The sequence below is a fragment of the Paraburkholderia panacisoli genome (assembly GCF_008369935.1).
Lineage (GTDB): Bacteria > Pseudomonadota > Gammaproteobacteria > Burkholderiales > Burkholderiaceae > Paraburkholderia > Paraburkholderia panacisoli.
This window is the reverse complement of the sequence record NZ_VTUZ01000011.1, coordinates 45,281-67,332: the sequence shown is the minus strand read 5'-3', so window position 1 is coordinate 67,332 and position 22,052 is coordinate 45,281. Positions and strand designations below refer to the sequence as shown.

Sequence of the window (22,052 nt, the reverse complement as noted above, 5' to 3'; positions counted from 1 at the left end):
GTCCTGACAATTTTTATGGAGAGTGAAGAACATGAAGATCCTGATTGCCGGTTTCCAGCATGAAACCAACACGTTCGCCCCGACCAAAGCCTCTTATACAAGTTTCGTTCAAGGCGAGGGCTTCCCGCCTCTCGCGCGCGGCGCCGATGTGATGGCGCTGCGCGACGTCAACGTGCCGATCGGCGGCTTCATCAAGGCAGCGCAAGCATGCGGGCACGACCTGCTTCCGGTGATCTGGGCGGGCGCCAGCGCGTCCGCGCATGTCACGACCGATGCGTTCGAACGGATCGGCGGCGAGATTCTCGAAGCGGTGGCGCAGGGCGGCTTCGATGCGATCTATCTCGACTTGCATGGCGCGATGGTCACCGAGCAGTTCGACGATGGCGAAGGCGAGATTCTGGAGCGGGTGCGCCGGATCGTCGGCGGCGACATGCCGGTGGTCGTTTCACTGGACCTTCATGCGAACGTCACCGAGCGCATGGTCAAACATGCGAGCGCGCTGGTGGCGTACCGCACCTATCCTCACGTCGATATGGCCGAGACCGGCGAACGGGCTGCGCGCATTCTCGAGCGACTCGTGGCCGAAGGCCGGCCGTTGCATTGCGCGTTGCGTCGCGCGCCGTTCCTGATTCCCGTGAACGGGATGTGTACGTTGGTGCAGCCGGCGCGCGACATGTACGGCTTGCTGGCGGCGCTCGAAGATGATGCGGTGGTGTCGCTGTCGTTCGCGCCGGGTTTTCCGGCCGCCGATTTTCCCGAGTGCGGCCCGACGGTGTGGGCGTATTCGTTCAGCAAGGCCGACGCCGATCGCGCGGCCGACGCCTTGTTTTCAAAACTCGCCGGCGAGGAGGCGCGCTGGGACGTGCCGTTCCTGACGCCGGATCAGGCGGCGCGCGAGGCGATCGAAGTGAGCCGTACCGCTGCGAAGCCGGTCATCGTCGCGGATACGCAGGACAACCCCGGCGTGGGCGGCGATTCGAACACGATGGGCATGGTGCGCGCGCTGTTGCGCAATGGCGCGACGAATGCGGCGGTGGGCGTGATCTGGGATGCGGACGCCGCCGCGGCCGCACATCGGGCCGGGGTCGGCGCGCGGATTTCGCTGCCTTTGGGTGGCCGTTCCAGGGTGCCAGGCGACGCGCCGCTCGAAGCTGTCTTCGAGGTCGAGCATCTGTCGGACGGCCGCTTCCGTTTCGATGGTCCGATGCTCAACGGTATGCAGGGCGAACTCGGCCAAGTTGCGTGCTTGCGGGTCGAAGGCGTCAGGATCGCGGTCAGCTCGATCAAGATGCAGGTGTTCGATCGCAACCTGTTTCGGGTCGCGGGGATCGAGCCCGAACAGATGAAAATTCTCGTGCTCAAAAGCTCGGTTCATTTTCGTGCGGACTTCGAAGCGATTGCCGACGCGATTCTCGTGGCGAAAGCGCCCGGCCCGATGGCCGCCGATCCGGCCGACCTGCCCTGGCAGCGTTTGCATCCCGACATTCGCGTGCGACCGATGGGACCGTCGTTCGAGTCGTTGCACACTGTCACTCTCTGACTTCAACAAGGAGAATAGCCATGTCGGATCAGATCAACATGCGGCGTCGCCGTCTGCTAGGGACCACCCTGGCCGGCATCAGTCTGCTGGAGTTGGGCCTGAGCGGACTCGCTCACGCGCAGTCCAATGCAACGGCGGGCAGTACGAAGGCGGCAGGCGCCGCGTCATTCGGGCCCATTCGGCAGATCAATGCCGGCACGCTGAGCATCGGCTATGCGGAAGCGGGTCCGCAGAACGGACCGGTCGTCATTCTGCTGCACGGCTGGCCCTACGACATCCACAGCTTCGCGGAAGTCACGCCGCTGCTGGTGGCCGCGGGCTACCGGGTGATCGTGCCGTATCTGCGCGGCTATGGGTCGACGCGCTTCCTGTCCGCCGATACGCCGCGCAACGGTCAGCAGGCGGTGGTTGCGGTGGACATCATCGCGCTGATGGACGCACTGAAAATCGACAAGGCGGTGCTGGGCGGCTTCGACTGGGGCGCGCGCACGGTGAACATCATCGCGGCGCTGTGGCCGGAACGCTGCAAGGCGATGGTGTCGGTGAGCGGCTACCTGATCGGCAGTCAGGAGGCGAACCGTGCGCCGCTGCCGCCGAAGGCGGAACTGACGTGGTGGTACCAGTTCTATTTCGCCACGGAGCGCGGCTATGCGGGCTATGAAGCGAACCGGCACGACTTCAACAAGCTGATCTGGCACACGGCGTCGCCGAAATGGGATTTCGACGATGCGACGTTCGAGCGCTCGGCGCAGTCGTTCAACAATCCGGATCATGTGGCGGTGGTGATTCACAACTACCGGTGGCGCCTGGGGCTGGTGCAGGGCGAGGCGCAATACGACGAACTGGAAAAGCGTCTGGCGATGGCGCCGACGATCGGGGTGCCGACCATCACGATGGAAGGCGATGCGAACGGCGCGGCACATCCCGAGCCGGCTGCGTACGCGAAGAAATTCACGGGCAGGTATCAGCACCGCAACCTCAGTGGCGGCATTGGACACAACCTGCCGCAGGAAGCGCCGAAGGCGTTTGCCGACGCGATCATCGATGTCGCGCGCCTTGCATGACGTGTGCGCGCCATGGACTACCGACTAGCCGCTCCGAATTCCAGAGCGGCTTTTTTGTATCGCAATGTATCCGCCCCGCACTCAGACAAACAAGCTTGCATTAACGGCACTCACGAAAACATTCCCGATACGTCGGCGGGTTCAAATATGTACACGCAAGGTTGATTCGCAACAGTGCGTTTGCATCAGGCGGGACATAACGGCAGGCCTGGTTTAACCGTGTCGCGTTCTGCTCAACCTTTGAACTTTGCATACCCTGATATCCGGAGAAAACTCATGAAACGCGTTCAATCGCTTATCGTCGCCGCGCTGGTTTCCATCCCCGTCGTTTCGTTCGCGCAGGCACAACAGCCGCTGACCCGCTCCGAAGTGCGCGCCGAACTGGTCCAGTTGCAGAAGGCCGGCTACAACGCGGCGGGCGACGAAGCGCACTACCCGAGCGACCTCCAGGCCGCGCAGGCGCGCATCAATGCCGATGACGGTTCGGCCGCCGCGGCGTATGGCGGTGTCGCGAAGGGCAATTCGGCCTCGGGGTCGCGTGCGCCGATGAGCCATGCAAAGGCGAGCGCGCCGGAAGTGATCGGCCTCGGCGACATCTACGCGCATTCGTGATCGCTACCACGCGCTGTCACGCTCTGTCTTATGCCGGCCGTCCGCGTGCTCACTCCGGACGGCCGATTCAATAGCGTTTCCATCCTGTCGAGACATAGACAATGACCACGTTTCTCAAGAAGTGCCTCGGGTCCGCATTGCTGCTTGGTGGACTGTTCATGTTGCAGGCTTCGCACGCCGCCCCACCTCAGGATCTGAAGGGCAAGAACGTCGTGCTCGTGCACGGCGCATTCGCCGACGGCTCCAGTTGGGACAAGGTGATTCCGCTGCTCGAAGCGCGCGGGCTGCACGTGGTGGCGGTACAGAATCCGCTGAGTTCGTTGGCCGACGATGTATCGGCGACCAAACGCGTGATCGATCAGCAGACGGGCCCGGTCATCCTGGTCGGCCATTCGTGGGGCGGTGTCGTGGTCAGCGAGGCGGGCAACGACGACAAGGTCAAGAGTCTCGTCTACGTGGCGGCGTTCGCGCCCGACAGCGGGCAGTCCATCGCCGACATGACGAAAGGCGCACCGGCGCCGGCCTGGGCGAGCGAGCTGCGCAAGGACGAAGCCGGTTACCTGACGCTTTCGACGAAAGCGGTACTCGACGATTTCGCGCAGGATCTGCCGTTGCCGGAAAAGCGTTTGATCGCGGCGACTCAGGCGCCGTGGGCTGCTGGCTGCCTCGACGAGAAGGTGACCAAAGCGGCGTGGCACGACAAGCCGTCGTACTTCGTGATCTCCGGTCAGGACCGCATGATCGATCCGAACCTGCAGCAGAAGATGGCCGCGAACATCGACGCGAAAGTGACGCGCGTCAATGCGAGCCATGTCGCGATGGTGAGCCAGCCGAAGGCCGTCGCCGATGCGATCATCGCGGCGTCGCGTGCCGCGCAATAAGCTCGGCACGAGTGGCGGGCTTCGGCGCATTGGCACGTCAGATCGCAATCGACGGAATGCTCTTCATGCAGCGCAGCGCGAACATCGAGCGGCTGTGACGAATGCCGGCGATCTTGTACAGCTTTTCGCGCAGGAACCGTTCGTAGCCGGCCGTGCCGTCGACCGCCACTTTGACCAGATAGTCGTAGTCACCCGAGACCAGATACGCTTCGAGCACTTCGGACAGCGTCGCCAGTTCGGCGCCGAAGCGGGCGAGCGCGTCGTCGTCGTGACGGTCGAGCGTGACTTCGAGCAGCTACGTCTGCGAAGCCGAGCTTCTGCTGATCGAGCAACGCGACATAGCCGCGGATATACCCTTCGGTCTCCAGCTGACGCGTGCGGTTCCAGCACGCGGTGGTCGACATGCCGACCAGTTCGGCAAGCTCGGCGTTACTCAGCCGGGCGTTCTTCTGTAGCTCGCGCATGATCTTGCGATCCTGGTTGTCGAGCGGGCGGTTTCGGGCGGTCATGGATGAGGTCGGAAGTTTGTTCTGGAAAATTCAATTTTAAAGGAATGTCGTTCCGCCGTGGATCGGTTCATCCACGCCTTTAAGAAGCTTATCCAGCTTGCGTTCGGGTATATTTTCAGCGTGCATTCATGCCCGGGACAACCGTCCGGGCCGCGAGCTCCAGGTTACGCGGCCTTGCGCGGCCACAAGCTGCCATCCGGTGTCTCGCCGCCTTCACAGGAAGGCGGCACGCGGGCGAATTCCGGCGCCATCAGTGCCGGAAGGCGCGCTCGCCGGGCATGGACGCATGTTCCTGACCGATGCTTGTCCTGATCGTCCGCGCTCCCCGCTGCTCGAAGCGCGTGGGTTTCGGCAGCGCGCATGGGCATGCAGCAACCACCTGCCCACCAATGTCGATCCAGCTGTACGTTTCATTTCTTGTTGCGTCTCTCGTTCTCGTCTACTCCCCCGGTCCGGTCAACGTACTGACGATGAGCCGAGCGCTCAGCGCCGGTTGGCGTGCGCTGATGGCGGCGGTACGCTGATTCGTGCAATCGCATACCGCCGGGCGCGCCGCGTTCCGTTACGCCGCCAATCGCTGAACGCGGCGGCTTCGGCCCGATCAGCCTCGTTTAAAGGGCGCTTTAATCGGGCTCTGTATTGCGACATTGCGATACACGTCGCGGCAAAATTGCATGCCGTTGCCATGCGTGCCGTTGACGGCCGACGTGACGTGCACGGTTCCTTCGACAGGTTGAGGCGGAGTTGGATTGATGAGCGCGGCGTCGACCGCAAACGGATCGGTTGGCGGCGCGCGCATGATGCCGATGCCCTTGATCGTCACGGTGAGGCTGGGATCGGGCACACGCGGAGCGTGGCTCGCGGCGACGTTGAAATTGACGTTGAGCGTCCAGAAACCCTCGTGAATATTCTGATCAATGATGATGGCCTTCACCACATCCTGATGCGATAGTGTGTACTCGTTGTTTGCCATCGGTCCCTCCTTCCTCGTGCGCGCTCGCGCACGTGTGCAGAAATGGCATTTTGCGGACTGCTCAGATTAGTTTTACGCGCTATTTTCCGCAGTGCAAGGGAAAAGGCGCAAGCGCCGAACGAGCAGCGCGAAGCCTATGTGGAGGAGGTGCAGACATGCGAAAGGCGACGCCGCAAACTCGGGCGTCGCCTCTCATGCAGCCGTCGATCGAGCTGCGCCGCAGTAGATGACCGTCGGATCGACGGCATGCGCCTGCGTATGGCGCACGGGTTAATGAAAGATCAGGTACAGGATGACCAGTACGATCAACGGAACGCCAAGCAGCCAGCCGAGTAGGTAAGGCATGATGTGATCTCCTTTCGTATCGAGGTTTGAATACGATGGTGATTCAGCATCCGCCGTGCCCGACCCGATTCGAGTGGCCCTGCGAGTGCGCGTAAGGCGCGCAGCGCGCGCACGAAGCACACGTCATACAAGCGTGAATCGCCGTCGCGGCGCGATTCGCGGCCTTGCGCATTACGGCGCCCGAGCGTGCGGGCGACTGCGGTCCGTGCTGCATCGTTGCGAGTCTGATCAAGTAACTAGCAGTCGGCATGGCGCGTAAATCGCGCAGCGCGTCCACGTAGTAGTTTCAGCAGAGGACGGAATTCAGCGCGGATTTCAGGGCAGATTCTCACGCAACGCGATGCTGAACTGCACCGGCTTCACATCGCTCATTGCGTCACGCTTCTCACGCTCTGCGGCTTCGCCGTGCGGGCCGATCAGGCCAGCAACCGCTAATCGTTATCGACAAAGCACGGATACAACGTCATCCCGCCGTCGACGAACAAGGTCGTGCCGACCACGTAGTCGCTTTCATCCGAAGCGAGCCACACGGCGGCCTTGCCGGAATTGACGCGAATGCGCTCCGGCGCGACTTCCTGCGCGAGCGATTTCATGAACATCTGAATGCCGCCTTTTGACGCCGCGTAATTGACGTGTCCGGCCCACGCAATCACTTCGTGAACCGAACTCATACAAATGATCTTGCCCAAAGCGTTGGATACGGGCTTGGGCCCGCGTCGGCGGAATTCCTTGACTGCTGCCTGGCTCGTCAGGAATTGGCCGGTCAGATTGGTCGATAGCACGGTTTGCCAATGGCCCAGCGTCATCTCGGCGAACGCGCTGTCTTTCTGCAAGCCGGCATTCGCCACCACGATATCGACACTGTCGAAACGCGCGCGGCATGCATCGAACATGGCGCCGACCTGTGCGGGATCGGCCACGTCGGCTCGATGCGCGAACGCTGCGCCGCCGGCTTTCTCGATCTCGCTGGCGAGTTGCTCCGCTCCTTCGGGATGCGAATGATCGTTCAGCACCACGGCCGCGCCTGCGTCCGACAGCGCCTTTTGCGACGCCATAGCCGATGCCCGAACTGGCGCCCGTGATCAGCGCGACCTGATTGGCGGGTAACTTTTCCATCGCACGCTCCGGCGTGGCAGGGTGCGTCTGGACTCTGAACGTGACGCCGCCGGCCCCCATGCGACGCATATCGCATGGGGGCCGGCGGCTGGACTGAATTGAGCCTCGTTAGGGATCAGCTCGCGTTGGCTATATCACGCCGGCAATCAGCAGCACGATCACCACGATCAGGACAACGCCGAGCCCACCGGTCGGACCGTAGCCCCACGAACGGCTATGCGGCCACGACGGAAATGCGCCGATGAGCAGAAGAATCAGCACGATCAGAAGAATAGTTCCCAACATATCAATGACCTCCGCCTGGTTGACAAGGACCTGTCTTCAGTTGGATCGCTTGATGCCGCTTTTGGCGGCGGCGCGCTGAAAACAGTACCGCTGACCCTATCGAGCAAACCGCGTGCCCAACACGAAGCATCGAAGGCGCAAGCGCTTCAACCCGTCGTCAACCGATCACGCCGATACGCGGCGCGCGCCGCCGAAACGCGATACGACGAGGTCCGCGATGAAAGCCACTGCAAGCGCCACCGCGCCGCAGATGAAAATCAGCGCGTAGTCGTTATGCGTATGCGAGAACAGAAACGAGTACCCATAGCCGCCGAGCGCCTGGAACAACGCAAAGGCCGTCGTCGCGCGGCTCCATGAGGCCCGCTGTTCGATGTGATCGTGCGGCACGAGTTCGTGAATGCGGCCGAGCACGAGCGGCACGATGCCCGGCGTGAAGATGCCGAGGATCACGGTCGCCGTCGCCAGCGCGAGCGTGCTGCCCGACAGCGCGAGCATCGCCACGGCCGCGGCTTGCAGAAAGAGTGCGATCCGGTACGCGTTGCCGAAGCCGATGCGATCGGCCACGTTGCCGCAAATCACCGGACCGGCAATCGCGGCGAGACCGTACAGCACCCAGAAGTCGGCGCCGATCGCAGCGCCGCGTCCGAGGCCGCGCGCCACGTAGTCGACCAGCAACACCATCGCCGGAACGAGGCCGAGCGCGTTGGCCGCGTATTGTGCGTACAGCACATGCAGCTTGAGGCCGTGAGGACGCGCGGCATGATGACTGCCGGCCGGGACCAGCGGGGCTGGGGGATTGGTCGACGGCCAGCCGAACCAGCTCGCCGCGGTCAATACCAGCGCCACCACGCCGAGGCCGATCCACGTGGTTTGCAAACCGAAGTGCAGCAGCTTCGGAATCAGCGTGCCGGATGCCGCGATGCCCAAACCGAGCCCGAGAAAGATCATGCCGCTGACAAAGCCGCGGCGCGGCGCGGGAATGTGCGGAAGAATCGAGGTCGCCACCAGCACCATGATCGCGCCGCCGGAAATACCCGACAGCAGGCGCCATGCGAAGAACCAGCTAATCGACAGAGGATACGCACAGGCGAAGAAGGCGGCGGTCACCACCGCCATCAGCAGGCGCAACGCGCTGCGGTTCGACAACACCGACGCAATTGGCCGGCCGATCAACGCGCCGATCAGATAGCCCGCGAAATTCGCCGCGCCGAGCGTCACCGCTTGCGACGACGTGAACCAGTGCGCCTGGATCAGCGACGGAATCAGCGGCGTGTACGCGAAGCGCGCGAGGCCGATCGCGACGAGACTGCCGCACAAGCCGGCGAACGTCGCGAAGATCGCGCGGGCGTCGAGTGAAGCGGGCTGGGCAGTGCTTAACGAAGACGGTGTTGCGGACATGACGATTCCTTTACCGGTGCGCACGCCAATGGCGGCGCTGCCGGATGCCGGTGAAACATAAAGGGAAGCGCCGGTTCAGGCGCGTGGCTCAGACGTGGCCGTCTTGCGCGGCCAGAGCGGATGGCGTCGTGGGCGGCGGTAGCGCAGGCAAGCCGAGCAGCTTCAACGCCGGCGATACCGCGCCGTAAAGCAGTTCGTACTGCGGCGTGACACGCGCGAGTACGCGAATGCCGATCAGCGTGGCAAGCAGATGAGACGCGGCGTCATTGGTTGGAACGACTGGAGCGATTTCGCCGCTCTGCTCTGCGGCGACGAGGCCCCGATGGAAAAACGCGCGGATTTCCGCCATCTCGGCGGCGACGGTTTCGCGGAATGCTTCGTCATCCGATGAAGTTTCCAGCGCCGAGTTGACCAGCATGCAGCCGCGCCTGTCGGGATCGGCAATGGCGCGTTCGATGACCTCGTGGAAAAACAGCGTGATGCGTTGCGCGGGCGACGCGGCTTTTTCGAGCCGATGGATCCGCTCGCGCAGACTGTGCTCCAGATAATGTTCGAGCGCGCGCAGATACAGCCCGCGCTTGTCGCCGAACGCGTTGTAGAGGCTGGGCTGCGTGAGACCGGTCGACTTGACCAGGTCGCGCGTGGAAGTCGCCTCGTAGCCCTTGCTCCAGAAGGCCGCGCTGGCCGCTTCCAGCACTTCGTGCTCATCGAATCCGCGGGGTCGTGCCATGTTCAGTGTCCTTCATGCGCTTCGTGCGTGCTCACCGAAATTCTATATCGATCGATATAGAAACGCATTATATATCGACCGATACAGAAAGCAAGAAGTACCTTCGCGCCCGTGGCGGCGGGCCGCTCAGAGCGCGTTGCGGTGCGGCGGGAGCGGCTTGGGCGGCGGCTGGGCGTTCGCGTCGGCGTCGGCTTCCAGATAGCCGACCCGCACGGGCGGCACGAACCAGGCGAGGCACAGCCCGAGCAGCGCGGCGCCCCCCGCGACCAGAATGCCGATGTGAATCGACTGCACGAGCGCTTCGCGCGCGGAGTGCATCATCGCGTCGCCGGCATGACCTGCGCTCACCAGACGATTGATCAGCGCGGCCTGTTCCGCGCGGTCCACCAGCAGTTCGGGACTCGCGAACGATTTGAACCACTGCGTCGCCTGATACGAATCGAGCGAGCGATGCACGCCACGCGAGTACAGATGGCCGAGCAGCGCGCCGGTCATCACGGTGCCGAGCATGCCGCCGAACGTGCGCAGCGACTGCAGCAGCGCGGTGGCCGCGCCGACGTTACCGTGCGCGGCGATCTGCTGCGAACACACGGTCAGATTGGTGGCGACCAGACCGAGGCCGAGCCCGCTGATGCCCATGCACGACATCCACACCAGATGCGGTTCCGTGCCCCGCAGCACGACCACGCTGAGACAGGCGAGCGCGGACAGCGCAAAGCCCGCATACATGATCGCGTTCGCGCGCCGGATTCGTGTGACGATGCGATTGTTGATCACGCTGCCGACGGTCGTGCCGAGCAGCAGCGGCGTGATCAGCATGCCCGAGTCGTGTGCGGTCATCGCATAGCCGCCCTGAAACAGCAGCGGCACATAGAACACCAGCGAAAACAGCGCGAAGCCGCCCAGCACCGACATCGCGAACAGCGCGCTCAGCTTGCGGTCCAGCAGCATGTCCACCGGCACGATCGGATCGCCCACACGCCGCTCCCATAGCCAGAGGATCGACGCGCAAGTCGACACGAGGACGGCCAGCGCGATGGTCGTGCCGTCGACGCCGCGTCTCGGAAACTCTTCGATCAGCACCTGCACCGCGCCGAATGTGACTGCGAGCACGACCGCGCCGAGCCAGTCGAGCCGCACGGGGCCCTTGCGCCGCAGCTCGTGAAACGGCGGCAAAAAGCGCAGCACGAAGAGCAGCGACACGACGCCGATGGGCACGTTGACGAAGAACACCAGCCGCCAGCCGCCGTATTGCGTCAGCAGGCCGCCGAGCGTCGGCCCTACCATATTGGCGACGCCGAACGAGGACGTGACGAACACCAGCCAGCGCAGCCGCAGCTTCGGACTCGGGAACAGATCGGCGACGGTCGCGAACACGGTGCCGATCAGAATGCCGCCGCCGATGCCTTGCAGACCGCGCGCAATCACCAGCGCGAGCATGCTGCCGGCGAGTCCGCACAACACCGACGCACCGGTGAACAGCAGGATGGCCGCGATCAGAAACGGCTTGCGGCCGAACAGATCGCCCAGGCGTCCGAAGATCGGAATCGTGATGACGGAGGCCAGCATGTACGCCGTCGCGACCCACGCGTACAGATCGAAGCCCCGCAGATCGGCGACGATGCGCGGCAACGCGGTGCCGACGATGGTTTGATCCAGCGCCACCAGCATTGCGACGAAGGCGACGCCGAGCATCGCCAGCAGCGATTCGCGGAATGGCAAGCGTTGTCCGCCAGGTGCGGGCGGAACCGGCGTGGCGAGCCCGGCGGGCATGACAGGTTAGGTGGTCAGGTTAATCGGCAAGCTTGTCGGTCAGGATCGCTGGCCGGCCGCCTGATGTTTGCCGAGCGCGGCGCCCAGGTCTTCGTCGGTGAGCGCCGGCAAGATGCTCATCGTCAGCAGGTCGCCCCATGCGAGCGACAGCGCCGCGAGATTGCGCGTGTCGTCCGCCTCGACGATCGCCACGCCCTGCAATCCGCCGGTGGCGTGCCAACGCCCCAGCAACGTGACGCCGTCCGGCACCTGGCCGCCGGTTTTCATGAAGCGTTCGATTACCGCATTTTCGTCGCTCGGCAGACCTTTCCATTGCACGATGAATTTCATTGCGTGTCTCCAATATGGATTGGCGATGCCGGCTCGTGGCGCGCCGCAATCGTCGCTAGCGTTGCGCGGCGCGTTGACTGCCGGTTGCCGCGAGCGCTGCTGCGCCATCGGGCTGTCCGGGTAGCGAGGGAAGAGGGTGGGCTAGGGGCGGACCGCACGCAATAAACCACGTGGCGTCCTAAGCATCATAGGTGATGTGCAACCGGGGCGGCGTCGCCGCAAGCGGACATTCACCAGGTCAATCGAACCGGCACCCGGGTCACGTGCAAGTGAGCGGGATGCCGGGTTTCCAATTGCGGACCTCTCGCGCGTCCTACAAGTAGGTGCCTTTGATGCGGCCTTCGAAGATTGCGGTGTTGATCTCCCAATCGTCGACGTGGCCCAAGGCGCCGCCGTCCACGGTGACGACCACGGAACGGCCGCCGCGCAGTGTCTTCATCTGTTCGGAGGTGAGGGTCGCGTCGTCATGGGGGCTATCCGCGCAACGGGGCAGGTCTTTGATAATGACAGTGGATTTCATGGCGATACTCCTTGAAGTGGTCGGGCGAGCACAGTGCGATGCTCAGCCATGTTTCTGCAAGGGACATGCCAATGCGGGTGCGGCTCGCGCGGGAACGGCGCGGGTGTCGGCAAAGCGAGGGCAGGCAAGGATGTGTGCCGCGTGCCGGTTGAGCATGGCGCGTGCGCGATGCGAAGCCGGGTCGATCTGTCTGGTTCGGCCAGACGCATCGCGCGCGAATGGTTGGGTCACGGCGCAGCTTCAGACGACGCAAATGCAAACGGCACGCGTGGATCACGCGTGCCGTTGCAGTGTCGATCTGGATTCGGCGCTAGCCGCGCTGCCGGTTGCGCGGCATGGCCGCGTTGGCAATCGCCTGATGCGCAGCGGGAAAGCCGGGCGGATATTCGACGACGCGCGTCGCAGCCGGCACCAGCGGCGCGGCGCTACTCGAGCGCGCACCGACGCGTGCGCCGCCGACGATCGCGGCCATCGCCTCGCGGTCGAGTTGGACGCTGTCGGCCAGATCCTTGATGATGAGCTTTGCCATGGCGGCTCCAGAAAAGAAATTGGGCGGCTGGCCATTGTCATGGTCCGGCCGCCGCTCCTGTGTGTCGTTTTGCATTCGGTGGTCTCGTCGCACTATCAGTATAGGAAATCTGTTTGCGGCTTGCGCGGCTTGCATAACCGTGATGATGTGGCGGCAGTCGTGGAACCCCCGTTCCCGCGCTGCTGCCGGTGGTCACACGGCCGCGAAGTTGCCGCCCTTCAGTACCGGGCTCACGTCCAGCTGCAACGGCGGCAGAATGTTGGCGCCGATGAAGCCGTTGCCGTTGAGCGCGGAGACGCTCACGAACTGCGCCTGGTTCAACTCCTGGTTGACGTTGACATTGACGTTGACGTTGGCGATGCCGCTGAGGCCGGACACCGATGGAAGGCCGGGTACGCTGCTGCCAGTGCCGCCGCTCACCGCGAACATGGCGCGGCGGTCGAGTTCGCGGGTGCTGGACAGATCGCGAATCATGAGGGATGACATGGTGATTCTCCAAAGTTGCGCGAAAGACGGGCGTGGTGGGCGGGAGGCGAAGCGGCCACGAAGTGTGGACGCTTCGCCTCGGCGCGCGTTACGCGTTGATGTTGTTGCTCGATACCGTGTACGGATTGACGTTCGAGGTGATGCCGGTCGCGAGCGCAACGTTGTTGCCGTTGGCGTTCTGCAGGTTCAGCTCGTTGCTGATCAGTTGCGTGGCGTCGACCTTCGTGCTGTTGTTCGGCGCAAAGACCGGGGCGAAGCTGTAGTACGAGACCGACGGGCCGTAGCCGCCGCGCACGGCGCTCATGGCCTTGCTGTCGAGTTCTTCGGTGATGGACAGGTCTTTGATCATCAGCGTCTTCATGGTAAGTCTCCTGGAAAGAATTATCGCGGTTCTGCGACTGGGTTCGAGCATTTTGTCTGCTCGGGTGTCACTAACGCATGGCCTGTGCCAGCTTTATTCAAGGTTCCTAATAAAGTTGACGAAGCCCCGCTGCGCAAGGCTTGCGCGTCTCATGGCCTGATTGGAGACAGCGCGGCGGCGGGCCTGGCCGGCCGGCGAGCGGTGGCGCATGTCCGACACCCGGCCATTTGCTGTTGGATGCCGAACGACACCGGCGTGCCGCGCCCTCGTGGCGCGGCGCGGGCCAATCCTGGTTTGCGAAAGCCCGGGCCGGGAGCTAGTATCGAAGCGGCACATGTAACTGGTTACGACAGGTTTTCTATCAGCCCGCGTGGCTTCGGTCGCATGCGATCCGGCCCAACGGCAGCGGCGGCGCTTCGCACAAATGGCTAGCCTTGCGCGTGTGATTCACGACTATCAGACCGGCGAGCTGTCCCGTGACGAGTTCGTCGCTCAACTCGACAGCACGTTGACGACCGGAGGACTCGGTCCCACGCAGCTGCTGGAGATGCTCGGCGCGGCGCATCGTCAGGCGCCGTTGCCTGAAGATCTGTACGTGGAAGTGCGGCGGCGTATCGAGCAGTTGCGCGTGTCGAACGTGGCGGCGGGCGGCGAGGAAACCGGCATTCAGACTTCGGTGGAGATTCCATCGGTGCGTTCCGCGAGCGCGGGCGATTCGAGTGCCTCCAGCAGCGCAAGCAGTTCGGCTAGCGCCGCCAACACGCCCGGCGCCGCGGGACACGACCAGATCAAGGGCACCGGCGACACGCTGAACAACCGTTTCGTCCTCGAAGAATGTCTCGGCGTGGGCGGCATGGGCACGGTGTACAAGGCGCTCGATCTGCGCAAGCTCGAAGCGTCGGATCGCAAGCCGTATCTCGCGATCAAGGTGCTCAACGTCCAGTTTCGCGGCAATCCGAATTCGCTCGTCGCGTTGCAACGTGAAGCACGCAAGGCGCAAGTGCTCGCGCATCGCAACATCATCACGGTGTACGACTTCGACCGCGACGGACCGATCGTCTATCTGACGATGGAGTATCTGAGCGGCAAGCCGCTCAGCCAGTTGCTGCGCACGCCGGGCTATCAGGGCATGCCGGTGCGCGCGGCGCTGCCGATCGTACGCGGCATGTGCGCCGCGCTCGCTTATGCGCACGAGCGCGGCTTCGTCCATTGCGACTTCAAGCCCGCCAATGTGTTTCTGACCACCAACGCCGAAGTGAAAGTGATCGACTTCGGCATTGCGCGCGTGTTCCAGCGGCCCGAAGAGGAGAGCGACGCGACGGTGTTCGATCCGGGCAGTCTGGGCGCGTTGACGCCCGCGTATGCGAGCCCGGAGATGATCGAGCATCGCGAGCCGGACCCGCGCGACGATATCTATGCGCTCGGCTGCATCACCTACGAGTTGCTGACCGGCCACCATCCGTTCGACCGGCTGTCAGCGACCCAGGCGCGCAATGCCGACTTCAAGCCGCAGCGGCCGCCCAACCTCGATTCGCGGCAATGGCGCGCGTTGCGTGCCGCGCTGTCGTTCGATCGCAACACGCGCATGCCGAGCGTGGTGCGCTTCATCGCGGAGTTCGACAACGAAGCGCGCGCGGAGAAGTCGGGTGCATTGGCGAAGGTCGGGCTCGCGAGTTTTGCCGTGGTGTGCGCGGCGGCGGTCGGCGTGTTCGCGTTGCGCTCGGGCCCGGGGCGCCAGGATAACGTGCCGGCGGATTCGGCGGCTTCGCCGGTGGTGGCGGATCGGGCGGATGTCGCGCCGGATGCAAATTCGGCGGCGGGGGTTGCGCCGACAGTTTCGCCGCCCGTGGGGGCATCCGTTGCGCCAGATTCGGCGCCTTCCGCGCCGAGCGCGACGGCGCCTGCAACATCGCCGTCGGCGCCGCTCGCAACATCGCCCAATGCAGCACCGCCAGCGCCGCCCACGCCCAAACCCGCACTGACTCTCGCCGCTGTCGCGCCCGCGTTGGCACAAGTGCCTTGTTCGGCGCTATCCGCCAGCGTGCAGGGCCACTCGCTGACGGTGCGTGGCTTCGTCTCGCAGCGCAACGGCGCGGGGCATCTGAAGGACACGTTGGCGGCGTTGCCCGGTGTCGATACGCTGGCGCTCGAAGCCGAGCCGCTAGCCGACGACAAATGCGACGTGGTCAAGACGCTCGCGCCGTATTGGATTCGCAACTGGCAAGCGGGCCGCGTTGCGGCTTTGCACGTGCGGCCGGCCGGCGGTCTGTTGCACGAGGGCGACCCGTTGGTGGTCGACGTGACCACGCCGGGCTTCGACTCGTATGTGAATCTCGACTACTACCAGCTCGACGGCAGCGTCGTGCATATGGTGCCGAGCCCGCGCGCGAAGGACAATCAGGCGCCGCCGCACTATGCGGCCACGATCGGCAGCGCGGGCGACTGGATCATTTCGAAGCCGTTCGGGGCGGAGATGGTGGTGCTGCTGATTACGCCGGCGCCGCTATTCGACAAGCCGCGTCCGGAAAGCGAACCGCGCGCCGATTACCTGCGTGCGCTCGACACGCGGCTCACGCAAATCGGCGGCAAATATGGGCAGGACCATATCGTCGCCGATTTCGCGCCGATCACGACGAAGCCTCACACGCCTTGAGCGCCTTGAGCGAAACCGACGAGACCTTGGATTGATCGCAGCCGCAGGCATCCATTGCGGCGCCGTCGCTGCGAACCGTATGCGTCACTTGAGATCTTTGACGACCCGGAAGCCATCCTGCGATTGACGCACCCCGGCGCTGTACTTGAAGCGCGTGGCGGTGAGCATGTAGCCGGCGCCTTCGCGCCATGAGCCGCCGCGAATCACGCGCATTTCGCAGCCGGGGCTGTCCCACGCGTGGCCGTCGACGGGCGCGCCCTGGTAGTTGTTGTGCCAGCAGTCGGCGGTCCATTCCCAGACGCTGCCGTTCATGTCGTACAGGCCGAGCGGATTCGGCGCGAACGACCCGACCGGCTCCGGTCCCTCCTTGTGCCACGGATCGCCACAGTCCTTGCAGTTGGCGCTGCCTTTGCGCATCTGATCGCCCCACCAGTAGGCGGTGGTGGTGCCGGCCCGGTCAGCGTATTCCCATTCCGCCTCGGTGGGCAGGCGATAGGATTTACCCGTGACTTTGCTGAGCCATTTCACGTACTGCTGCGCGTCGTCCCAACTGAGGTCGCGCGCCGGCGACGCCTTGTTGGTATTGCTCTCGGGCGTGAGCTTCTGACACGCATTGGCGGCCACACAGGCGTTCCATTGCTCGACCGTCACCTCGTATTTGCCGATCGCGAACGGCGCGCCGATGCTCACGTGATGGACCGGCTTTTCGGATGGATCGTCGGTGCTGCTACCCATCGCGAACGAACCTGCGGGCACGGGGACCATAACCGGGCAGGTGGCGCAGTCGCGACTTTCGCCGGCGCTCAGTGGATGCGTGGGAGCGGGTTTTTGCGCGACTGCGGCGGCGGGCGGCGCGGCGGGTGTCGGGGCGGGCGCCGGGTGCGCGTGCTCTGGCGCCGGGGCGTTGCCAGGCGCATTGGCAGGCGCTGCGGGCCGTACCGTTTGCGGCGCCGGTGCAGCCGCAGGCGCGGCAGGCGGCGCGGCGCTCGCCGCCGCCCGCAGTCGGTCGATGCGCGCATGAGCGAGCGTCGCAAAGCGGCCGTTCGGATAGGCCTTCAGATAGGCTTCGTAATCGGCCGGGTAGTTGCTGTCCTTGATCGAATTCCAGAACGTGATTTCGTATTGCTCGCCACTGTCTTTCGGCAAAATGCCTCTGCTGTGCAGCGTGACGACGGGATCATCCTGATCGGCTCGCGCGAGCAGCGCGCTGGCGTCGCGCCGAGCGGCACCGCTCAGTTGAAGCGATAGAGGAAGCGCCGCAGCAATCCACGGTCTTTGCTGGTCGCCGGTCGCAACCTGAACTTGCGCGGCGACGTGTTGAAACAGGCTACCCAGCGTTTGCGGCGATCCGCTGTTCAGCGCACGCAGCAAGGCGTTCGTATAGACGCCGTGCCGCGCGCCATCCGCTGCGAAGCCGCCGGGCGCGGTTGCATAGGCGATCAGCGTGTCGGCTGGCGGCGCTTGCGGGTCGCCGGTTGTGTCGCGGGCGAACGGGTTGTTCAGGCAGGTGTCGAGAATCACGAGATTGAGCCGGCCGGCGCGCGGCGACTGCATCGCCTCCAATACGCTTTGCAACTCGATGCTGTGGCTCGCTAGCGAAGCCGGCACGCGCGCATCGACTCCGGCGGACATGAGCAGAGTCCGCCGGCCAATTTGCATGCCGTGCCCGCCGAAATAGAAGAGACCCACACCGCCTGTCCGCAAGCGCTCACGGAATTCGTCGATCGCTTGCCGCATTGATTGCGGCGTGGCATTCGTCAGCGTGACGACGTCGAAACCGAGCGCACGAAGCGTGTCGCGCATGGCTTCGGCGTCGCGCGGCGCATTGTGCAGGAGCGGGTCTGCGAGATCGCCATACGCGCCGTTGCCGATCACCAGCGCGACACGTGGAGACTGCGCATTGCCGCGCGATGGCGTGAACGGCGTGATTGGCGTGATCGGCGAGACCGCCGTATCCGTCACAGCCACACCGGCCCCGGTCGCTGCATCGGTCGCGGTCCACTGCGCGTGGTCGTGTTGCGGCGCGGCGGCGCAAGCATTGCCCCATTGCGCCTGCATTGCTCCAGCCATGCACACCAGCAGGAATATTCGCCACATCTTCACATCCTGTTTGTACCGGACAGAACTTAGGCATTAGCTGACCGCGCTGCTCGCAGCATTCGCTGGAGTTCTTCGGGCGAAGCATCCACGCCACCGACCGTCCATCTGCGACCTGTTAATAACGATAGCACGCGCTTTGCGCGTCACAACCGTCGCGTGCCTCGACGCGTCATACGGTTAACGAGTGTGGCGTATCTTTTTGGCAAGTTACGTCCTAAGCTAATTCACAAAGTAAAGCCGCACACTCGTTTTAACTACGCGGCCGTTCGGTCACTCGCGCCCGCAACATTCAGCCGGAACGCGTGTCCCGCCTTTGCGCAGCCGAGGCGGCCACGACCCCTCTTCGGGAGAGTGCGCTATGCGAAGAAGAATCCTCACCCCCGTTACTTTCGACATGAGCCGTCCAGCGCAGGCGCGTCGGGATGCGTTGCGTGCCGCCGTGGGCGCGGCGCTCCTCGCGGCGCTCGGCAGCGTGGCGCCATGGCGCTCCGCGCGGGCGGAGCAGACCGCGTCGCCGCCCGGCGCGGAGGAGTACATCATCTGGCCGCCGGATGGGGCTGTGATTCATGGCGGCAAGCTGTGGGTGCGCATGGGCTTGCGCAACATGGGCGTGTGCCCGAAGGGCGTCGTGTTTCCAAACACCGGCCATCACCACCTACTGATCGACACCGACCTGCCGCCGCTCGACCAGGAGATTCCCTCGGATCGCAATCACCTGCACTTCGGCGCGGGTGAGACGGACGCGCGCATCGAGTTGCCGCCGGGCAAGCACACGTTGCAACTGATTCTCGGCGATCACAACCACGTGCCGCACGTGCCGCCCGTGTATTCGAAGAAGATCACCATCACCGTGCAAAAAGACTAGCGCGATCCGTTTCTTCATAACGGCTTCGCCAACACGGAGAGACCTCATGTACAAGATCATCGCGGTCGCGGCGCTTGTGGCATCGGTGGCATGGGCCGCGCCGGAATTCGCGGCGGCCGGCACGACGCCGGCCCCGCCCGGCGCCCACGAGTATATTGGCTATCCCAACGATGGCCAGGTGGTGCCCGCCAACAAGCCCTTCAAGGTATGGTTCGGCTTGCGCTTCATGGGCGTCGCGCCGAAAGGCGTCAAGTATCCGAACACCGGCCACCATCATCTGCTGATCGACACCGACTTGCCGCCAATGGACCAGGAAATTCCGTCGGACCGCAACCATCTGCATTTCGGCGCGGGTGAAACGGAAACCATGATCCAGCTTCCACCCGGCAAGCATACGTTGCAGCTGTTGATGGGCGACGACATGCATGTGCCGCACAATCCGCCGGTGTATTCGAAGAAGATCACGGTGATCGCGCGCTGAGTCGGAGCGCAGCGCTTCTTTCGCCTACCGTCGCGCAGCGGCCAACAGCTTCTCAGGATTTGTTGGCCGCGATCCACCATCCCATCCCGGCCGTCCTCGCGCTACTGCCGTGAACGACCTGACGGCGCACCGGCCAAGCCCTTTATCTACAGCCCTTCTGCAGATTTCTCAGGATCGGAAAGCAATGCTGGCACAGCCCATGCGTTAATGGCATCCGAGCAGACAAGTTGCTCGAACCCGAACCCAGCACTGCGCTTTTCCCTTCCCAGGAGATTTACCATGAACACGCTGATGATCAAAGACCTGTCCATCACCGAACAACTCGACAGCAAGGCCATGAGCGCCGTGCGCGGTGGCACGGGATATGGCTATCCGTCGTCCTCGTACTTCAACTTCTCGCCGGTGTATGCGCCGAACAACAGCAAGACCGTCAACGCCACCCAAATGATCAGCACGGCGACGTATATCCAGAACGCGAACGGCAACAACGCGGCGCTCGTCTCGGGCATCACGACCAACATCAATCCGACTGTTGAATCGAGCAACAACATCAACGTGTACTGAGCGGCGCGGACCACGCGCGGGCCCGCCAGCCTGCGCGTGACTCCTCCCGCATCGGCGCCTGCTAAAAAAACAGCTCGTTAAATCGTCCTTTCCACGCACCCCTCGCGTACCGCCCGCTCCCCCGCCGACCTGCTAGCCCGCTTCGATGAAGAAGCCGCGCAGGAGAGGCTTTGTCCGAAAGCGGCGTTCTTTTCGTGCAGCGAAGCGGGCGTCATCGGAGACTATCGTGTCAGCGTTGCTTGATTCATTGGGCTGTCAGCGCTTCTGCTTCACGACATCGGCGCAACGTGACTGCGCAGTTCGGCCGCCGCGTGTGCGCAGCCGGGCTCGTGTCGGCGCCGCGTTGCGCGGCATCTGCGCGGCAACGGCATGCGCGCTGTCGCTGTCTGCGTGCGTGGATGTCCGCATGCCCGACTACAAGCGCCCGGACACGCCCGCCAAAGCGTCGTGGTCGGATCAGAAGGGCGCACCTGTGTCGGCTGCCGCGACCATCGTGATCGATTGGTGGAAGGGCTTCCACGATCCGTATCTGGATACGCTGATCGCCAAAGCGATTGGGGGCAACTTCGACATCAAGGTGCTGGCCGCGCGTATCGACGTCGCCGGCACGCAGATCAACGAAGCCAAAGCAGGTGCGCTGCCGACCATGGATCTCGGCGCCGGCGCCGATTTCGAAAAGATCACGGGCCGGCCCTTGACCAAGCAGTACAACCTCGCGGCGCAGGTGAACTGGGACATTGATATCTGGGGCAAAGTCGAAAAAGGCGTGCAGGCGCAAAAGGCCGAATTCCACGCCACCGAGGCGGATTGGCGCGCAGGTTATCTCGAACTGGTGGCGAACGTCGCGAGCACCTACTTTCAGATTCTGCAGTTCGATGACCAGATCGATCAGCAGCAGAAAACGCTGGCCACGAACAGGCAGATTCTGGCGATCTACGACGGCCAGCGCCGCAGCGGCCTCATCCCGCAAACCCAGGTATTGCGCCAGCAGGCGGAGATCAACCGGCTGACGAACGAGCTGCTCGAACTGCGCCGCTCGCGCGCGCTCGCCAACAACGCGCTGTGCACGCTGATCGGCGTGCCGGCAGGCGAGTTTCAATTGCCGCAAGGCCATTTGCAGGAACGCGTGCAACTGCCGGCGGTGCCGGAAGGCTTGCCCGCGCAACTGCTTGCGCGGCGGCCCGACGTGGTGGCGGCGGAGTTCAGGGTGCTGGAGGCCTACGACCTCGTCGGCCAGGCCAAGCTCGCTCAATTGCCGACCATTGGTCTTACGGCGCATGGCGGGACGGCGAGTTTCGCGCTGAACAACCTGCTGAAATCGTTCACGTTCGGGTTGATGCCGAGCATCAACATTCCCATACTCGATCCCGGCGTGCGGGCTCACGTGAAGGTGACCCAGGCGCAATCGACCGTGGCCGAGCAGCAGTATCGCGTGGCCGTGATGGGCGCGTTCGAGGAAGTGGAGAACGCGCTGGTCAATCTGAGTTCGCACAAGGCGCAGCGCGTGGAATTGGAACAGGAGGTGTCGCGCCTGCAAATCGTCGCCGATCAGATTCAGTCGCAACTGCGCCTTGGCGTGATATCGCAACTGGAAGTTTTCGAAACCGAACGGACCTTGCTCGAAGCGCAGCAGAACCTGCTCGCCAACCATCAACTGATTCTGTCCGACACGGTGCTGCTTTATAAAGCGCTCGGCGGCGGCTGGCCGAGCGTGGATGACGTGCAGGCGCAAGTCAAGGCAAATTGACAGCCAAGTAAAGGAGCACTGAGCTAATCCGCCAGGCCGCGTGCAATGCAGAAAGTCCGGCGGCGGATCACGCGTTGTCTGCCTTTTCCATCAACGATCTGAAAATTGAACACTCGCCATGCGTGACTTACAATTGTTAAGCCGCCTTATTTTGCGCGGCTCATTACAACAATACTGTTCCGCTGTTGTC

General features: G+C 63.7%; 20 protein-coding genes and 2 pseudogenes. 9 read left to right on the top strand and 13 right to left on the bottom strand.

Annotated features, from left to right (window positions below; genetic code table 11):
• Positions 1-31 precede the first annotated feature (31 nt).
• The 4 genes from FVF58_RS18010 to FVF58_RS17995 all read left to right on the top strand — a co-directional run bounded on the left by FVF58_RS18010 (position 32) and on the right by FVF58_RS17995 (position 4,097).
• Positions 32-1,540, top strand: coding sequence for a M81 family metallopeptidase (locus FVF58_RS18010; protein WP_149671232.1), 1,509 nt, complete (start codon positions 32-34; stop codon positions 1,538-1,540).
• Between the two features lie 20 nt (positions 1,541-1,560).
• The gene (locus tag FVF58_RS18005) at positions 1,561-2,604 is read left to right on the top strand and encodes an alpha/beta fold hydrolase (RefSeq protein ID WP_149671231.1); all 1,044 of its coding nucleotides are present in this window, start codon (positions 1,561-1,563) and stop codon (positions 2,602-2,604) included.
• 276 nt (positions 2,605-2,880) lie between these two features.
• Complete coding sequence (locus tag FVF58_RS18000; protein WP_149671230.1) at positions 2,881-3,216, top strand: DUF4148 domain-containing protein; 336 nt, start codon at positions 2,881-2,883, stop codon at positions 3,214-3,216.
• A gap of 101 nt (positions 3,217-3,317) precedes the next feature.
• The gene (locus FVF58_RS17995; protein WP_149671229.1) at positions 3,318-4,097 is read left to right on the top strand and encodes an alpha/beta fold hydrolase; all 780 of its coding nucleotides are present in this window, start codon (positions 3,318-3,320) and stop codon (positions 4,095-4,097) included.
• A 37-nt stretch (positions 4,098-4,134) separates the two neighbouring features.
• Here FVF58_RS17995 and FVF58_RS17990 read toward each other — a convergent pair.
• The 12 genes and pseudogenes from FVF58_RS17990 to FVF58_RS17925 form a co-directional block, all read right to left on the bottom strand.
• A pseudogene (locus FVF58_RS17990) lies at positions 4,135-4,606 on the bottom strand (Lrp/AsnC family transcriptional regulator).
• Between the two features lie 601 nt (positions 4,607-5,207).
• Positions 5,208-5,579 carry a hypothetical protein gene (locus FVF58_RS17980; RefSeq protein ID WP_149671228.1) on the bottom strand — a complete coding sequence of 124 codons (372 nt, stop codon included), beginning with the start codon at positions 5,577-5,579 and terminating at the stop codon, positions 5,208-5,210.
• Between the two features lie 776 nt (positions 5,580-6,355).
• Positions 6,356-7,040 (bottom strand): annotated as a pseudogene (locus FVF58_RS17970) (SDR family NAD(P)-dependent oxidoreductase).
• A gap of 129 nt (positions 7,041-7,169) precedes the next feature.
• Positions 7,170-7,325, bottom strand: coding sequence for a DUF3309 family protein (locus FVF58_RS17965; protein ID WP_149671226.1), 156 nt, complete (start codon positions 7,323-7,325; stop codon positions 7,170-7,172).
• A 165-nt stretch (positions 7,326-7,490) separates the two neighbouring features.
• Positions 7,491-8,723, bottom strand: coding sequence for a YbfB/YjiJ family MFS transporter (locus FVF58_RS17960; protein ID WP_149671225.1), 1,233 nt, complete (start codon positions 8,721-8,723; stop codon positions 7,491-7,493).
• Positions 8,724-8,811: 88 nt separating this feature from the next.
• Positions 8,812-9,453, bottom strand: a complete 642-nt coding sequence (locus tag FVF58_RS17955) for a TetR/AcrR family transcriptional regulator (RefSeq protein WP_149671224.1) — start codon at positions 9,451-9,453, stop codon at positions 8,812-8,814.
• A 126-nt stretch (positions 9,454-9,579) separates the two neighbouring features.
• The gene (locus FVF58_RS17950) at positions 9,580-11,226 is read right to left on the bottom strand and encodes an MFS transporter (RefSeq protein ID WP_149671223.1); all 1,647 of its coding nucleotides are present in this window, start codon (positions 11,224-11,226) and stop codon (positions 9,580-9,582) included.
• Between the two features lie 39 nt (positions 11,227-11,265).
• Positions 11,266-11,556 carry a DUF3303 domain-containing protein gene (locus FVF58_RS17945; RefSeq protein ID WP_149671222.1) on the bottom strand — a complete coding sequence of 97 codons (291 nt, stop codon included), beginning with the start codon at positions 11,554-11,556 and terminating at the stop codon, positions 11,266-11,268.
• A gap of 313 nt (positions 11,557-11,869) precedes the next feature.
• On the bottom strand, positions 11,870-12,076 hold the full coding sequence (locus tag FVF58_RS17940) for a hypothetical protein (RefSeq protein ID WP_149671221.1): 207 nt from the start codon (positions 12,074-12,076) through the stop codon (positions 11,870-11,872).
• Between the two features lie 310 nt (positions 12,077-12,386).
• Positions 12,387-12,605 (bottom strand): hypothetical protein, encoded by a 219-nt coding sequence (locus FVF58_RS17935; protein ID WP_149671220.1) that lies wholly within the window; start codon positions 12,603-12,605, stop codon positions 12,387-12,389.
• A gap of 192 nt (positions 12,606-12,797) precedes the next feature.
• The gene (locus tag FVF58_RS17930; RefSeq protein WP_149671219.1) at positions 12,798-13,091 is read right to left on the bottom strand and encodes a hypothetical protein; all 294 of its coding nucleotides are present in this window, start codon (positions 13,089-13,091) and stop codon (positions 12,798-12,800) included.
• Positions 13,092-13,179: 88 nt separating this feature from the next.
• On the bottom strand, positions 13,180-13,452 hold the full coding sequence (locus FVF58_RS17925; RefSeq protein WP_149671218.1) for a hypothetical protein: 273 nt from the start codon (positions 13,450-13,452) through the stop codon (positions 13,180-13,182).
• 424 nt (positions 13,453-13,876) lie between these two features.
• Here FVF58_RS17925 and FVF58_RS17920 point away from each other — a divergent pair, with 424 nt between their 5' ends.
• Positions 13,877-16,105, top strand: coding sequence for a serine/threonine protein kinase (locus tag FVF58_RS17920; RefSeq protein ID WP_149671217.1), 2,229 nt, complete (start codon positions 13,877-13,879; stop codon positions 16,103-16,105).
• Positions 16,106-16,189: 84 nt separating this feature from the next.
• Here FVF58_RS17920 and FVF58_RS17915 read toward each other — a convergent pair whose 3' ends face one another.
• Positions 16,190-18,202 carry an SUMF1/EgtB/PvdO family nonheme iron enzyme gene (locus tag FVF58_RS17915; RefSeq protein WP_149671216.1) on the bottom strand — a complete coding sequence of 671 codons (2,013 nt, stop codon included), beginning with the start codon at positions 18,200-18,202 and terminating at the stop codon, positions 16,190-16,192.
• Positions 18,203-18,599: 397 nt separating this feature from the next.
• Between FVF58_RS17915 and FVF58_RS17910 the strand changes: the two genes are divergently transcribed.
• From FVF58_RS17910 to FVF58_RS17895, 4 genes are all read left to right on the top strand, one after another.
• Positions 18,600-19,070 (top strand): DUF4399 domain-containing protein, encoded by a 471-nt coding sequence (locus FVF58_RS17910; protein WP_425468953.1) that lies wholly within the window; start codon positions 18,600-18,602, stop codon positions 19,068-19,070.
• 46 nt (positions 19,071-19,116) lie between these two features.
• Positions 19,117-19,551 carry a DUF4399 domain-containing protein gene (locus FVF58_RS17905; RefSeq protein ID WP_149671214.1) on the top strand — a complete coding sequence of 145 codons (435 nt, stop codon included), beginning with the start codon at positions 19,117-19,119 and terminating at the stop codon, positions 19,549-19,551.
• Between the two features lie 279 nt (positions 19,552-19,830).
• Positions 19,831-20,115 carry a hypothetical protein gene (locus FVF58_RS17900; protein ID WP_149671213.1) on the top strand — a complete coding sequence of 95 codons (285 nt, stop codon included), beginning with the start codon at positions 19,831-19,833 and terminating at the stop codon, positions 20,113-20,115.
• A 226-nt stretch (positions 20,116-20,341) separates the two neighbouring features.
• Positions 20,342-21,862, top strand: coding sequence for an efflux transporter outer membrane subunit (locus FVF58_RS17895; RefSeq protein ID WP_425468951.1), 1,521 nt, complete (start codon positions 20,342-20,344; stop codon positions 21,860-21,862).
• The last annotated feature ends 190 nt before the right edge of the window (positions 21,863-22,052 follow it).

Bases quoted from the DNA above. Each gene is read 5' to 3' on its own strand.
- FVF58_RS17940 (WP_149671221.1), bottom strand. From the start codon at position 12,076: ATGAAATCCACTGTCATTATCAAAGACCTGCCCCGTTGCGCGGATAGC.
- FVF58_RS17950 (WP_149671223.1), bottom strand. From the start codon at position 11,226: ATGCCCGCCGGGCTCGCCACGCCGGTTCCGCCCGCACCTGGCGGACAA.
- FVF58_RS17945 (WP_149671222.1), bottom strand. From the start codon at position 11,556: ATGAAATTCATCGTGCAATGGAAAGGTCTGCCGAGCGACGAAAATGCG.
- FVF58_RS17955 (WP_149671224.1), bottom strand. From the start codon at position 9,453: ATGGCACGACCCCGCGGATTCGATGAGCACGAAGTGCTGGAAGCGGCC.
- FVF58_RS17925 (WP_149671218.1), bottom strand. From the start codon at position 13,452: ATGAAGACGCTGATGATCAAAGACCTGTCCATCACCGAAGAACTCGAC.
- FVF58_RS17910 (WP_425468953.1), top strand. From the start codon at position 18,600: ATGAGCCGTCCAGCGCAGGCGCGTCGGGATGCGTTGCGTGCCGCCGTG.
- FVF58_RS17920 (WP_149671217.1), top strand. From the start codon at position 13,877: ATGGCTAGCCTTGCGCGTGTGATTCACGACTATCAGACCGGCGAGCTG.
- FVF58_RS17930 (WP_149671219.1), bottom strand. From the start codon at position 13,091: ATGTCATCCCTCATGATTCGCGATCTGTCCAGCACCCGCGAACTCGAC.
- FVF58_RS18010 (WP_149671232.1), top strand. From the start codon at position 32: ATGAAGATCCTGATTGCCGGTTTCCAGCATGAAACCAACACGTTCGCC.
- FVF58_RS18005 (WP_149671231.1), top strand. From the start codon at position 1,561: ATGTCGGATCAGATCAACATGCGGCGTCGCCGTCTGCTAGGGACCACC.
- FVF58_RS17980 (WP_149671228.1), bottom strand. From the start codon at position 5,579: ATGGCAAACAACGAGTACACACTATCGCATCAGGATGTGGTGAAGGCC.
- FVF58_RS17995 (WP_149671229.1), top strand. From the start codon at position 3,318: ATGACCACGTTTCTCAAGAAGTGCCTCGGGTCCGCATTGCTGCTTGGT.
- FVF58_RS17965 (WP_149671226.1), bottom strand. From the start codon at position 7,325: ATGTTGGGAACTATTCTTCTGATCGTGCTGATTCTTCTGCTCATCGGC.
- FVF58_RS17960 (WP_149671225.1), bottom strand. From the start codon at position 8,723: ATGTCCGCAACACCGTCTTCGTTAAGCACTGCCCAGCCCGCTTCACTC.
- FVF58_RS17900 (WP_149671213.1), top strand. From the start codon at position 19,831: ATGAACACGCTGATGATCAAAGACCTGTCCATCACCGAACAACTCGAC.
- FVF58_RS17935 (WP_149671220.1), bottom strand. From the start codon at position 12,605: ATGGCAAAGCTCATCATCAAGGATCTGGCCGACAGCGTCCAACTCGAC.
- FVF58_RS17915 (WP_149671216.1), bottom strand. From the start codon at position 18,202: ATGTGGCGAATATTCCTGCTGGTGTGCATGGCTGGAGCAATGCAGGCG.
- FVF58_RS17905 (WP_149671214.1), top strand. From the start codon at position 19,117: ATGTACAAGATCATCGCGGTCGCGGCGCTTGTGGCATCGGTGGCATGG.
- FVF58_RS18000 (WP_149671230.1), top strand. From the start codon at position 2,881: ATGAAACGCGTTCAATCGCTTATCGTCGCCGCGCTGGTTTCCATCCCC.